The organism is Cytobacillus citreus (assembly GCF_018343665.1).
Classification (GTDB): domain Bacteria; phylum Bacillota; class Bacilli; order Bacillales; family Cytobacillaceae; genus Cytobacillus; species Cytobacillus citreus.
Genome location: NZ_JAGYPM010000001.1, coordinates 798,146 through 811,749, shown reverse-complemented (window position 1 = coordinate 811,749; position 13,604 = coordinate 798,146). Strand labels below are relative to the sequence as shown.

The window sequence follows — 13,604 nt, the reverse complement described above, 5'->3', positions numbered from 1 at the left end:
TCTTCCCTCCTAAAAAGACATGACTTTCTTAATCGCATGTATGATCCTTGCTTCTGATGGTAAATAATGATCTTCAAATCCGAAATAAGGTACTGGCACATCAAAACCTGTAACTCTTTCTACTGGGGCTTTTTGAAATAAAAACGATGTTTCATTAATAATGGCGAGAACATCATTCCCAACACCACCTGTTGCATGTGCTTCATGAACTATTACCGTTCTTCCAGTTTTCTGGACGGAGTCCGCTATAATCTCGTAGTCAATTGGATATAGTGTTCTTAAGTCAATTACATCACATTGTACGCCCTTTTCCTTCATTTCTTTAGCAGCCTTTAGGACAATTGGAACCATAGCTCCCCAAGTTATGATGGATACATCGTCACCTTCTAGCAGTTTTTTTCCTCTTCCAATTTCAACTGTATATTTTCCTTCTGGTACTTCCTCTCTTATAGAACGATAGCATCTCATAGGTTCCATAAATAAAACTGGATCAGAGTCTTCAATTGCAGCAATAAGCAAACCTTTTGCATCATAGGGACTTGATGGACAAACCACTTTTATTCCTGGCATATGGGTAAAAATCGCTTCTGTGCTGTCACAATGAATTTCGGGAGCTCTAACCCCTGCACCATATGGAGCGCGAATGACCATTGGTACAGTATAATGCCCCATTGTGCGCATTCGAAGACGCGTAGCGTGTGTCATAATTTGCTCATAAGCAGGATAAATAAAACCTAAGAACTGAATTTCTATTATAGGAATAAATCCATTTACCGAAAGTCCTATCCCAGCTCCAACAAAACCAGCTTCACTTAGAGGTGTATCTATGACACGATCCTCTCCATATTTTTCCAGAAGTCCATCCGTTGCCCGAAAAACACCGCCATTCCTCCCGATATCCTCTCCTAAAAGCAACACTTCTGATTTCTCTTCCATCATCGTATCAAGAGCATCGGTAATCGCTTGAATAAGCGTAATGGTTCTCGTCTTTATCGCCGTATACACTTATCTTCACCTCCTATTAATCTAAGATATTCTTCTTTTTGCTGGTTAATTTGCCATGTCGGCTCAGCAAAAACATAATCAAAAATATCTGCAGGATTCGCTTTCGGAAATGCTTCCATTTCAGCAATTGCCAATTCTATCTCTTGGTTGGCATCTGATTCGATTTGACGTATCCAATTTTCTTCATACAAGCCTTCATTTTTTAACCATCTTTCAAGACGGAGCAGAGGATCTGTTTCTACTCTTCGATTATTGCTTTCAATTTGGTCACGGTATTTAGAAGGGTCATCTGCGGTCGTATGTGCTCCATATCGCCATGTTACGGCTTCAATCAATGTTGGCCCTTCACCTTTTCTTGCTCTTTCTAAAGCCTTTAAAGTCTCAAAATAAACAATGAAAACATCATTTCCATCCAGACGAACACTTGGTATATCATAGGCTAAAGCTTTTTGGGCAATTGTTTTCGTATTCATTTGTTTTTCAATTGGGACTGAAATTGCATATTGATTATTTTGATTAAAAAACACGACAGGTGCCTTAATCACGCTAGCAAAATTAAGACCCTCATGAAAATCACCTTCTGATGTTGCACCATCACCAAAATAAGCAATGGCTGCATGGTTAGAGCCTTTTATCTTCTCACCCAAAGCAGCACCAACTGCATGAGGAATTTGGGTTGCTATCGGAATCCCTGGCGGAAAAATCCTTTTCCCACTTGGAGGTACACATCCTTCATTACGACCATTCCAAAAAAGCAAGATGTTTCTTAACGAGTGCCCAAAGACAAATGCTGCTCCATGATCACGATAAGTCGGAAACATCCAATCCGCGGGTTCTAAAGCAAGTGCACTCCCCACTTGGGCAGCCTCTTGTCCTTCAAAAGGAGCGTATGTGCCAATTCTGCCTTGACGCTGCAAACTAACAGCTTTTCGATCAAATAGACGAATCCTTAAAAGCTGCTTATAAAAATTTTTCACAATATCTTCTGTAATTTTCTCTTTATACATAGGTGATACAATTTGTCCATTACAATCCATGATTTGCAGGATAGGAAATTGACTTTCCATTTTCTCACCCTTTGCTACATAATTTATTTGATCATCTTAAATTGAAAATTCTTTAACTAACAATTAACTTAAACATATTATCAATGTTGTTTTTTAGTGAAAATTTAAGTTCTTACTGCCCATTTAGGTCGCTTCATATGTGAAAAAAAGCTATTTCTGCGTGATCTCGCCTCAATCCTTTTTTCACAAAATTCATTTGCAGCTTCAATCGTTGTAATGCCTAATGTATTTGCATACTCATAAATATGAAGCAAAGAGTTGTATATTGCTTTCGTTTTTTGCAGAACTCTCTCCTTATTCGGCGTATAAAGCTCATCAGCAACTTGAATTAGTCCTCCTGAGTTAACAATATAATCAGGAGCAAATAATATACCTTTTTCCTTAAGAAGTTGGCCATGACGGAGCTCTAAAAGCTGGTTATTCGCTGAGCCTACTACAGCCTTAACCTTTAATTGTTCAATAGTTTGATCATTAATAATTCCACCCATTGCACAAGGGATGAAAACATCTGCATTAGCCTGATAGATTTCTTCACTGCTTAATACTTTTACACCTGCCCCAAGTATTTTAGCCTTTGATAGAAGCCTTTCGATTGCTTGCTGATTAATATCTGTTACATAAAGATCTGCACCTTCTTCTAACAGCCTTTCAGCTACTTTAAATCCAACTTTCCCCAAGCCTTGAATGGAATAGCATTTACTTCCTAATTCATCAGATCCTATTAAAGCTTGATTTGTAGCCTGAAGTCCGTATATGACACCTTGGGCTGTAGGTACAGAGGAATCTCCACTCCCTCCATAAACCTCATCAACACCGACGATGCAATTCGTCTCCCTTAACCCATGAACGAAATCCTCTGGTGTTGTTCCCATATCTGTTCCAGTATAAAACCTGCCGTTCAATGACTCGACGAACTGCCCAAAAGCTCGGAATAGCTCCGGGGTTTTGTCTCTTGCTGGATCCCCAATGATAACCGCTTTTCCCCCGCCAAAGTCAACATCCGCTGCAGCACACTTATACGTCATCCCTTTAGATAATCGAAGAACGTCCTCAAGTGCTTCCTCCTCACTTGCATACGGGAGCATTCTGCAGCCTCCTAGTGCTGGCCCGAGTCTTGTACTATGAATGGCAATGATTGCTTTTAATCCTGTAGATTCATCATTGCAAAAAACAACTTGCTCATGTTCTCTTATTTTTGAAAACACACTCATCACTTAACTCCTCCTAATTCAATTGATAACGCTTTCAAAAAAACTCTTAAGTCGGGGTAAACCTTTTCTTAATAATTCAATCTCAAAGACAAAAAGCTATTATTCCAGCATTTTCGCAATTTTACTTTTAGGAAGAATTACTTGCTCTACTTCCCCGACACCAATGATCTTCTCACATTTTTTTACTGTTACTTTAGTCATTACATGATTATCTTTCATTTCAGATAGGACTGCTGAAATCTTTAGCTTCGATCCTTCTGGTGCTGGTGCCAAATGTTTTGCAGAAACAGCCATTCCCATCCCTTCTTCATGTTCTTCTAAAAAGGGTATGATAATCTGCCTTGAAGCCCATTCCATATGGTAAATCATTGAAACTGTTGAATACGTACGATGAACGATATCCCCTTCAAATTTTGCAAACATTTCAGGAATGACCTCTACCATAATTTCAACCGAATAACCTTCCTTTAATCCTGATATCATTAAATCCCTCCAATTCATCAACCGGATCATTAGATTAAATTTAATAAGCTTGTAGATAAAGTGAAACTTCCATCAGTGGGGGTTTTTTTCATCCCCCACTGATGGTTAATTGCGGCCCACAGGAAGTGGGTCACGCAGACGTTGCCACACGATGTGGCGCTTTTAGTCTGTGTTCATTTTACGGGCTTTTACGGGCAGTTGTCTCCACCTATCTTCCTCGCTTCTCTCTCAATCTTGAGGTGGGGGTCTTACCGCCCGTTAATGCGGGATAAATTGATTCAACATGACGGTTTTTTACAAAATAAAAAGAAGTTATCCCTAAATATGTATGACGTTAATTTAACGATATAATACCATTTCGTATAATAAATAGTCAATAAATTGTAAAAACTTTAAAAATTTTAAAATATATGAATTTAATGGTGTTTTTTTGTTTTTATCAAACCTTCCTTTGTTATAATCATAAAAAAAGGATTAACTAGCTGAAAAAGACTAATTAATCCTTTAATACTAATATGCAATGCTTTAAATTGGATAATTTCTCTAGAGGATTACACTATGAAAGATTGTTCAGATTCTGTATTACGATAGCAAAGCACGATCACTTGCCATTTGTGATCCTCTAATCCTTTGAAACTCACTTAATAATTGTTCAATCGTTAAGTTACCCTTTTGGTCCTCATCTACTTGTAAAATAATTTGTCCTTTATCCATCATGATTAGCCTATTTCCAAGATCAAGGGCTTGCTGCATATTATGAGTGACCATTAATGTTGTTAATTTGTACTTTGCTACTATTTCCTTTGTCAAATTCGTAATGAGCTCTGCTCGGGCAGGATCAAGTGCAGCTGTATGCTCATCCAATAAAAGAATGGAAGGCTCAGTAAATGTGGCCATTAACAGGGAGAGAGCTTGCCTTTCGCCACCAGATAATAAACCCACCTTAGCTGTTAGCCGGTTTTCTAATCCAAGATGAAGTGTTTCAAGGACGCTTTGGAAAAATTCCTTTCGATTTTTTGTAACAGCTTTTCTTAATGTTCGCTTTTTATTTCTCGAATAGGCCATCGCTAAATTCTCTTCAATGGTCATGCTCGGAGCTGTACCTGCCATCGGATCTTGGAATACTCGCCCAATTAGCCTGGCCCGTTTAAATTCGGATAATAGTGTAACATTTTGATTATCAATTGTAACCGTGCCAACGTCAGGAAACATCACACCTGAAATAATATTCATTAGTGTAGATTTCCCAGCACCATTACTGCCAATAACTGTTACAAAATCACCTTCATTCATAGTTAAGCTAATACGATCAAGAGCAATTTTTTCATCAGGCGTACCTTCATTAAACACTTTATGGACTTGGCTTAATTTCAGCATCAGCCTCACCCTTTCTCTCGTCAGGCAAACTATTGAATGCTATAAATTCAGCTTGCTTCCTCGCCTTACGTTTCTTTTCTTTCGTCGAATCAATGATTTTTGGAGTGACCAGGGCTAAAATAACAATAGTCGCGGTAATAAGCTTCATATCTCCTGGTTCAAGGAAGTCTACACGCAATGCAAGTGTAACGACAATTCTATAAATGATTGCTCCTCCAATAACGGCTAATGTTGTTCTGGCAATGGTTTTCGTTCCAAATAATGCTTCACCAATTATGACGGAGGCAAGACCGATAATAATCATGCCAATCCCCATACCTACATCCGCAAATCCACCCTGTTGAGCAATCAAGGCACCTGAAAATGCGACCATTGCGTTTGAAATCCCCAAGCCAAGAATGACGGTAACATTCGTATTAGCCGATAAGCTGCGAATCATACGTTTATTATCACCAGTTGCTCTAATGGCCAATCCAATTTCGGTTTTCAGAAATTGATCTGTTAAGAATTTTATTGTAAAGGTAACAATCAGCATGACAATAAGGATTCCCCAAGTCCTCGGCAAGCTATCACCTAGACCCACTGTTGAAAGTATTGAATTAAATATTGAATCAAAACCGGTTTTGTCCCATGCATCTCTAATATTAGTCATAGCCGTTTCACTATTTAATAAAGGAACATTAGATTTACCCATTATTCTCAGATTGATTGAATATAAAGCGATCATCATTAATATTCCCGAGAGGAGAGCGTTAATCTTTCCGAACGTATGAAGAACGCCGGTAAGACAGCCTGCCACAAATCCCGCAATAAGCGCAAGAATTGTTGCGATAAATGGGTTCATACCGTTAACGATCATCGTTGCTGCAACTGCAGCACCAGTTACAAAGCTCCCATCAACCGTTAAATCAGGAAAATCTAATACTCGAAAAGATAGGTAAACTCCGAGTGCCATTATGGCATAGATTATCCCCGCTTCAAACGCTCCAAATATTGCAGTGAACATTAAGAATCACACCCTCTATTATTCGCCATCAAAAAATTCTGCAATTTTTTCCCACTCCTGTTTCACTTCAAGGCCTTGTTCCTCTGCTGCTTTTTTATTAATCATTAATGTTAAGCTGCTTGGTAGCTCTACCGGAATCTCAGAAGGTTTTTTATTTCCTTTTAAGATTTCTACAGCCATTTTTCCAGTTTGAAAACCGAGATCATAATAACTAAAACCACTTGCTGCAACCGCTCCTCGTTTCATTGAATCAAGCTCACCAACGAAAAGAGGTAGCTTTTTACTATTTGTAACAGAAATAACGGATTCTAATGCCGAAACAACAGTATTATCTGTTGGAACATAAATAGCATCCACACGTCCAACTAGGGATTCTGTTGCTTGTTTTACTTCTGCAGATGTTGATACAGAGGCTTCAACAATTTTAGCACCTTTTGCTTCAGCAAGTTTCTTCACTTCTTCAACCTGAACTTCGGAGTTTTGCTCACCAGCATTATAAATGATCCCTATCGTTTTTGCTCCAGCCTCTTCAATAATAAAGTTTATCGTTTTGGCAGTACCTTCAGGATGGTTATCAGTTGTTCCGGTAATATTGTCACCCGGTTTATCAAATGCATCAACAAGTCCTGCACCGACAGGGTCTGTGACTGAAGTAAACAAGATTGGAATATCCTTTGTTGCATTTAAAGCACTTACTGCACTTGGTGTAGCATTAGCGAAAATTAAATCAACCTTATCCCCAACAAAGTTATTAGCGATCGTTTGAGTATTATTCATATCTGCTTGTGCATTTTGGAAATCAAACTCGACATTCTCTCCATCTTTAAACCCTTCATCCTCCAAAGCCTTTTTAAATCCTTCCGTTGCTGCATCTAAAGATGGATGAGCGACAAACTGGGTAATTCCAATTGTGTATTTATCCTTTGCTCCTTCACCCGATCCAGAATTTTTGACCGTCTCTTTCCCACAGCCACTTAACAAGAGCAAACCAGCCACAAACGCAAAAGATATTGACTTTAAATTCATTTTCATTTTGAAACCCCCTTTTAATAAAAAATATTAAACACTACCAAAAATAGGAGTGTGGACTGCCTATGTAATGAACTTCTTGAATATTATTCAAGAACATTTATTCACAGTAAATTTATATGATAAATACTGTCATCACCGTAATTATATCGTTATATTACCATCAGATCACAATAACAGTCAATAATATTCAAAAAATTTAATATATTTAGATTAGTATATTATTTATATGATTTCAAGAAGAAAAGCATACAAATTCATACTGCATGCTTTTAAAAATTGCCTTTATAAAATTTTTATCGCAGTTGAAAGCTGGTGCTTCGCCTCTTCCATCATCCGTTCCATCAATTCATGCACAGTAGGAATATCTTGTAATAGACCGCTTATTTGTCCTCCATTCATAAATCCATCCTTGCTATTGCCATTAATTGCACCAATAATATGAAATTCTTCAGAAGTTAAGGCATTAAAATGCTCTTGATTCGTTCCCTTTTTTTCGATTTGTAAAAGCTTCTTTGCATATTCTGTATCAATCACTCTTCGAATTTTTCCAACTGAGCGCCCTATGATTACAGTATCATGATCAGTCGCATCCACTATTTTTTTCTTATAATTTTGATGAAAAGGAGCTTCTTTTGTCGCAATAAATCTTGTTCCCATTTGAACACCACTTGCCCCAAGTGCAAGCATGGCAGCAAGGCCTTTTCCATCACCAATGCCACCAGCTGCAACAACAGGTATATGAACCTCTCTAATGATTTGTGGTATTAATGAAAGAGTAGTAATCTCAAGCGAAGAGTTGATACCTGCAGCTTCGTATCCCTCTGCAACTATGACATCAACACCTGCAGACTCCGCTTTTTTTGCTTGTCGTACAGATGCAGAAACCGATATGATCTTTACTCCATGCTCATGGAGCTTAGGCACATATGGCACAGGATTGCCTGCTGATAGTGATACAATAGGGATGCTATACTTTATTACAAGCGAAAGAATTTCCTTTACATAAGGGGAAACACTAAGTGCAATATTTATCGCAAATGGCTTTTTTGTTCTCTTTTTTGTCTCCTGAATGATTTCCTCTACTTCATTCGGTCTCATTGTTCCTGTACCGATTGTACCTAAGCCTCCAGCTTCTGAAACAGCCGCAGTTAATATCGCATTGCTTATATTTCCCATTCCACCTTGGATAACAGGATATTTTATCCCCAATAAACTTGTAAGGTTATTCAACCAAATCCCCTCTTCGTGAAAATAATGTTTTATATTTGAAGATTCCCTTATTCAACAATATACGGATGATCTAATACATCATAATCTTTAGCCTTATACATCATCTCATTACCCTCTTTAAAAATACTTTCAAAAAATCGTGAAGCAGGTTCAGCCAGCTCTTTGTAATAATCGCTAAAAAGGGCTGACGCATGGCTTCCCAACCACTTTTCTGGAAGCAATTCCTCTGGTAATCCTGGGTCAACAAAAAGAAACTTCCTATATTCATGAACGAGCTTCGTTCTTTCTACAAAACACTCAGCATCACTCATTTGACCTTTTTGTATTTTATTTTTATCAATAATGTACTTTTGACTATACTCAGATATAAACTCTTGATACTTTCCGTTTATCTCCTCAAGGTTCCAGCTTTTTTCGACTAAACGAATATTTTCATGCGGACCCGCATACTTCGAAATAAAAAAGTCTACATAATTGTGAATATCGTATTTTTCAATTAGATCAAATACTTGTTTTTCAAGATTATTGGCTGATATCCAACAGCTATTAGAGAGGGAACCAAATCCGCTCCATACAAGCTCTTTCCTGAGCTCATCCCTCACATTGCGAATTTCCTCTGGGATCGTATACATTAATATTCTCCACTGTCCATCCCATTTCTCCGGCATCAATTTAAAAATTCGTTTCGCAGCCTCATCAATCCTCTTTTGACCTCTAGTGGTTAATGAATAGTAGCTTTTATTGCCTATTTTCTCAGACTGTACCCAGCCTTGTTTATTCATTCGCGAAATTGCCGCTCTAACTGATTGGTCATTATGGCCAAATTCACTAAGTAACCGGATCAAGCTTCCAATCCAAATTTTACTTCCATAATGGGAAATGTAATCTCCATATAATGTAAATATCATTGATCTCGTATTCAACTACTTCAGTCCTCATTTCATTTATATAGTCAGTCGAAAATCTCACGTTATACAATTATTCTACTATATAAAACGAAATATTCATATTTATTAATTAATAAATAACGGCAACCATTTATACTTTTTCAATAATCGTAGAAATCCCTTGTCCTACACCAACACACATTGTGGCTAATCCATATTTCGAGTTTCTTCTCTTCATTTCATGAAGTAATGTTGTCACAATACGAGCACCGCTCGCTCCAAGCGGGTGACCAAAAGCAATGGCTCCTCCATTGACATTCACTTTTTTCGGATCCATTTCAAGCATTTTCATACATGCAATAGATTGTGAGGCAAAAGCTTCATTAAGTTCTATTAAGTCTATATCCTCTATTGTCAGACCCGCTCTCTTAAGAGCCTTCTGAGTTGAAAAAACTGGCCCTATTCCCATAATCGAAGGTGTTAAGCCTGCGGTTGAAGAAACGATATATTTAGCAATCGGTCTCAAGTCCAAAGCTTTAGCTTTATCCCCAGACATTAATAGCAATGCTGAAGCCCCATCATTTACACCTGAAGCATTGCCTGCAGTGACAGATCCTCCACTGAAAATTGGCTTTAATTGTGCAAGTTTTTCTAATGTTGTTTCTAGACGAGGATGCTCGTCTTCATCGATGAGTGAGATCTTTCCTTTTCGGTCAGTATAGGTGACAGGAATTATCTCATCCTTAAATATTCCACCTTCAATCGCCCTTTTTGCTTTTATTTGACTCTCAAATGCAAATCGATCTTGTTCCTCTCGAGAAATCCCATAATTAATAGCAACATTTTCAGCTGTTTCAGGCATACTTTCCGCACCATACATTTGTTTCAGCCTTTCGTTAGTAAAACGCCATCCGATCGTAGTGTCATATAATTCCATATTCCCCCGCGGATAATCCGCGTCTGGTTTTGCCATTACAAAAGGAGAACGAGTCATACTTTCGGTTCCGCCGGCAATAAAAATTTCTCCTTCTCCTGCAATAATTGCTCTTGCTGCATAATTAACTGCATCCAGTCCTGAACCGCATAATCGATTAATCGTGGAGCCAGCAACCTCTACGGGTACCCCTGAAAGAAGTGCGGACATACGTGCTACATTACGATTATCCTCTCCTGCTTGGTTGGCATTACCTAGGATGACCTCCTCTATTTCAATTGGATTAATAGATGGATTTCTTTCAAGTAATACTTTAATGACGATAGCTCCTAAATCATCTGGCCGAACGTTTTTTAATACTCCTTTATAGCGCCCAATTGGCGTTCTAACTGCGTCTACTATTACCGCCTCTTTCACCGCTCCAGTCACCTCCGTTGGAATAATCATAAACACCCCGTCCAGTTTTTCTGCCGAGTCTACCGGCTTTTACGTACTGCTCTAAAAGCGGAGCTGGACGGTATTTTTCTCCCAATTTTGAATGGAGATAATTCAGATTATTTAACCTTGTATCAAGCCCGACTAAGTCCCCTAATTCAAATGGCCCCATAGGATAATTGAGTCCCAGTTTAATGGCCTTGTCTATTTCTTCCGGTGTTCCAACACCTTCTTGCAACATATAAAATGCTTCATTTCCTACAAGAGCACTTATTCTACTCGTTACAAATCCAGGAAATTCATTGATGACTACTGTCTCTTTCCCCATTTTCTGTGCAACTAATTTTATAGATTGTACTGTTTCATTACTCGTTTCAAACCCTCTTATTATTTCTACAAGCGGCATTTTATGAACAGGATTAAAAAATGCATGGCTAATACTCTATCTGGTCTCTTCGTATATGAGCCGATTTCTGTCGGACTGATCGTTGAAGTATTGGTTGCAAAAAGGCAGCTTTCTTTCGCATGCTGATCCATCACTTCAAAAATATTTTTCTTTATGTCCATCACCTCAGGTACAGCTTCAATCACAAGATCAGCTTCCAATACATGCTTTGATAAGCTAACTGAGAATTCGATCCTTTCCCTTGCTTCTGCCGCTAACTCAGGACTTAATTTCCCAATAGTAACTCCTTTTTCAAAAATGGATTGAATTTCTTGTTCTGCCTTATTCAATTGGCTTTCATTTATATCAATTAAGGTTGTCATAAAGCCGCCCAATGCACTCACATAGGCAATTCCTTTCCCCATTACACCTGAACCAATCACGACAATATTATTCACCTATTACCACCTCACAAAAAATTTAAAAACAAATAGACGAGCACTTGAAATCAATGTGCTCGTAAATCAAAATCGTTCATTACTTTTTAAATGGCAAATTATTTTCCTAAAAAAACGGGTTTTCTCTTTTCCATGAAGGACTTTACGCCTTCAATATGATCAGATGTGAGACCAGCTATCCTTTGGGCTTGTGCATCTTTTTCGAGACTTTCTTCAAGCGTTAAATTCCAACTAGATTTTAAATTTTTCTTAATTAATCCAATCGCTACAGTTGGCATCGATGCCAGCCGCTCCGCAAATACAGTAACTTCTTCTGTCCATCTTTCAAGTGGAATTACCTTTGTAGCAAGACCTAAATTTTCCGCATCATATGCAGAAATCTTATCTCCGAGGACAGCAAGCTCAAGTGCTTTCGCATAGCCAATGAGCTTAGGCAAATAATATAAATTTCCCGCATCTGGCACTAATCCAACATGTATAAATGCTTCAATAAAACTTGCTTTCTCAGATAATAGGCGAAAATCACAAGCAAGAGCGAGGCTCATTCCCGCTCCAGCTGCCACTCCATTAACTGCCGCAATGACTGGCTTTTCACATTTGTGAAGCTCCATTACCATAGGATTATAATGATTTCGCAGCACCTCTCCATGATCCATATCTTCGAGGACACCATCTAAATCCTGTCCTGAGCAAAATGCACGCCCCTCACCCGTGATAACAAGACAACGCACTTCAGGATCTTTACTTGCTTTCTTTATAGATTGCTGAACCTCTCTGTTTATTTGTTCTGTAAAGGCGTTTAATTTTTCAGGCCTGTTTAAAGTAATCCAGGCAACAGATTTTCGGATTTCGTATTTTATTGTTTCAAACACTGGATATGTACACCCCCTTATTTTCCTTTAAATATGGGCTTACGTTTTTCTTGAAAAGCTTTCATACCTTCTTTTTGATCTTCGGAAGAAAATAATAGATAGAAATTTTTCCGTTCAAATTGCATTCCTTCTTCTATCGAAGTATCCACTGCTTTATTTACTGATTCCTTTATTAAACGAATAGATAAAGGTGCTTGCCCTGCAATATAGGTTGCTATTTTCATTGTTTCTTCTTGAAGAATTTCCTTCGCAAACAATTGATTTACGATCCCAAATTGGAGAGATTCTTTTGCAGAAATTATTTTGCCAGTAAAAAGCCATTCCATCGCCTTCATTTTTCCAACAAGCTTTGTTAATCGCTGGGTTCCGCCCGCTCCAGGCATCACACCAAGATTCACCTCGGGAAAGCCGAATTCTGCATCATCAGACGCATAAAGCAAATCGCAGCATAGGGCAAGTTCAAAACCACCTCCAAGTGCAAATCCTTGAACTGAACCAATGATCGGCTTCTTTATCATAGCCAGCTGATCCCAATCCTTAAATTGATTGCGAAGCTCAAAATCGATCGCATGATCATTTGCCATTTCATCAATATCTGCTCCTGCAGCAAACGCTCTTCCATTTCCGGATATATGGATTACTCGAATACGATCATCTACTTCAAACTCTTCCATTGCAGATAATATTTCAGATACCATCTTGCGATTAATGGCATTAAGCACCTTAGGTCGGTTTAGAACAATGATTCCGAGTTGCCCTTCGGTGTAGGCATCAATATATTCAAAGTTACTCATCAACTTCTTCACCGATCATAAGTGTGATTAGGTCACCGGCAAACTTCATTGCGTCCTTTCCAGAAGCTTTTCCCTCATCCGTTCTCATCGCTGTCTGTAAAGCATCATGACTGTCATAATACATTTCACACATCAAATAATATTTTCCATCTCCTCCCATAGGACTTCCTACAATCTTTGTTACTTCCATTTTGCGAAGACCAGGTATTTTAGCTGTTAGTGGAGCATGTGTTTCAAAATAATGTTTATCAAATTCCTCTTTATTTTCAGGGTGCTTGTATAATGCGATTAATTTAACCATTTTATTACTTCCCTTCCATATAGATTGATATATTTATATTAGAAAAACTAGGCGCTCGCAAAGTCCTTTCAGCGAATGCCTTAGTTTTACTTATACGATTTTGTTTACAAGGAATCTATTTGAACCT

At 38.2% G+C, this 13,604-nt stretch carries 13 protein-coding genes and 1 pseudogene; all 14 read right to left on the bottom strand.

Going from position 1 to position 13,604, the window contains the following annotated elements:
* Positions 1–9: 9 nt before the first annotated feature.
* Positions 10–1,005, bottom strand: coding sequence for an alpha-ketoacid dehydrogenase subunit beta (locus KHA94_RS04045; RefSeq protein ID WP_213100833.1), 996 nt, complete (start codon positions 1,003–1,005; stop codon positions 10–12).
* Positions 990–2,072, bottom strand: a complete 1,083-nt coding sequence (gene pdhA / locus KHA94_RS04040) for a pyruvate dehydrogenase (acetyl-transferring) E1 component subunit alpha (RefSeq protein WP_213100832.1) — start codon at positions 2,070–2,072, stop codon at positions 990–992. Before pdhA ends, KHA94_RS04045 begins: the two co-directional genes overlap by 16 nt.
* A gap of 104 nt (positions 2,073–2,176) precedes the next feature.
* Positions 2,177–3,283 carry a Leu/Phe/Val dehydrogenase gene (locus KHA94_RS04035; RefSeq protein ID WP_213100831.1) on the bottom strand — a complete coding sequence of 369 codons (1,107 nt, stop codon included), beginning with the start codon at positions 3,281–3,283 and terminating at the stop codon, positions 2,177–2,179.
* Positions 3,284–3,382: 99 nt separating this feature from the next.
* Positions 3,383–3,766 (bottom strand): thioesterase family protein, encoded by a 384-nt coding sequence (locus KHA94_RS04030; protein ID WP_213100830.1) that lies wholly within the window; start codon positions 3,764–3,766, stop codon positions 3,383–3,385.
* A gap of 582 nt (positions 3,767–4,348) precedes the next feature.
* Positions 4,349–5,143, bottom strand: a complete 795-nt coding sequence (locus KHA94_RS04025; RefSeq protein ID WP_213100829.1) for an ABC transporter ATP-binding protein — start codon at positions 5,141–5,143, stop codon at positions 4,349–4,351.
* On the bottom strand, positions 5,118–6,149 hold the full coding sequence (locus KHA94_RS04020) for an ABC transporter permease (RefSeq protein ID WP_213100828.1): 1,032 nt from the start codon (positions 6,147–6,149) through the stop codon (positions 5,118–5,120). Before KHA94_RS04020 ends, KHA94_RS04025 begins: the two co-directional genes overlap by 26 nt.
* Positions 6,150–6,167: 18 nt before the next feature.
* Complete coding sequence (locus tag KHA94_RS04015; protein ID WP_213100827.1) at positions 6,168–7,181, bottom strand: ABC transporter substrate-binding protein; 1,014 nt, start codon at positions 7,179–7,181, stop codon at positions 6,168–6,170.
* A gap of 282 nt (positions 7,182–7,463) precedes the next feature.
* Positions 7,464–8,411 carry an NAD(P)H-dependent flavin oxidoreductase gene (locus KHA94_RS04010; RefSeq protein ID WP_213100826.1) on the bottom strand — a complete coding sequence of 316 codons (948 nt, stop codon included), beginning with the start codon at positions 8,409–8,411 and terminating at the stop codon, positions 7,464–7,466.
* Between the two features lie 47 nt (positions 8,412–8,458).
* Entirely contained in the window at positions 8,459–9,334 is an 876-nt protein-coding gene (gene paaX / locus KHA94_RS04005) for a phenylacetic acid degradation operon negative regulatory protein PaaX (protein ID WP_213100825.1), read from the bottom strand.
* Positions 9,335–9,449: 115 nt separating this feature from the next.
* Positions 9,450–10,649 carry an acetyl-CoA C-acyltransferase gene (locus tag KHA94_RS04000; RefSeq protein ID WP_213101288.1) on the bottom strand — a complete coding sequence of 400 codons (1,200 nt, stop codon included), beginning with the start codon at positions 10,647–10,649 and terminating at the stop codon, positions 9,450–9,452.
* Positions 10,618–11,477 (bottom strand): annotated as a pseudogene (locus tag KHA94_RS03995) (3-hydroxyacyl-CoA dehydrogenase). Before KHA94_RS03995 ends, KHA94_RS04000 begins: the two are co-directional and overlap by 32 nt.
* Before the next feature lie 131 nt (positions 11,478–11,608).
* Positions 11,609–12,382 carry an enoyl-CoA hydratase-related protein gene (locus KHA94_RS03990; protein ID WP_213100824.1) on the bottom strand — a complete coding sequence of 258 codons (774 nt, stop codon included), beginning with the start codon at positions 12,380–12,382 and terminating at the stop codon, positions 11,609–11,611.
* A gap of 17 nt (positions 12,383–12,399) precedes the next feature.
* Positions 12,400–13,176 carry an enoyl-CoA hydratase-related protein gene (locus tag KHA94_RS03985; RefSeq protein WP_213100823.1) on the bottom strand — a complete coding sequence of 259 codons (777 nt, stop codon included), beginning with the start codon at positions 13,174–13,176 and terminating at the stop codon, positions 12,400–12,402.
* Positions 13,169–13,477 (bottom strand): EthD family reductase, encoded by a 309-nt coding sequence (locus KHA94_RS03980; RefSeq protein ID WP_213100822.1) that lies wholly within the window; start codon positions 13,475–13,477, stop codon positions 13,169–13,171. The genes KHA94_RS03985 and KHA94_RS03980 overlap by 8 nt, the downstream gene beginning before the upstream one ends.
* Between the last annotated feature and the right edge of the window lie 127 nt (positions 13,478–13,604).

Coding starts and splice junctions, on each gene's coding strand:
- KHA94_RS04020 (WP_213100828.1), bottom strand. CDS start 6,149: ATGTTCACTGCAATATTTGGAGCGTTTGAAGCGGGGATAATCTATGCC.
- KHA94_RS04035 (WP_213100831.1), bottom strand. CDS start 3,283: ATGAGTGTGTTTTCAAAAATAAGAGAACATGAGCAAGTTGTTTTTTGC.
- KHA94_RS03980 (WP_213100822.1), bottom strand. CDS start 13,477: ATGGTTAAATTAATCGCATTATACAAGCACCCTGAAAATAAAGAGGAA.
- KHA94_RS03985 (WP_213100823.1), bottom strand. CDS start 13,176: ATGAGTAACTTTGAATATATTGATGCCTACACCGAAGGGCAACTCGGA.
- KHA94_RS04030 (WP_213100830.1), bottom strand. CDS start 3,766: ATGATATCAGGATTAAAGGAAGGTTATTCGGTTGAAATTATGGTAGAG.
- KHA94_RS04025 (WP_213100829.1), bottom strand. CDS start 5,143: ATGCTGAAATTAAGCCAAGTCCATAAAGTGTTTAATGAAGGTACGCCT.
- KHA94_RS04015 (WP_213100827.1), bottom strand. CDS start 7,181: ATGAAAATGAATTTAAAGTCAATATCTTTTGCGTTTGTGGCTGGTTTG.
- pdhA (WP_213100832.1), bottom strand. CDS start 2,072: ATGGAAAGTCAATTTCCTATCCTGCAAATCATGGATTGTAATGGACAA.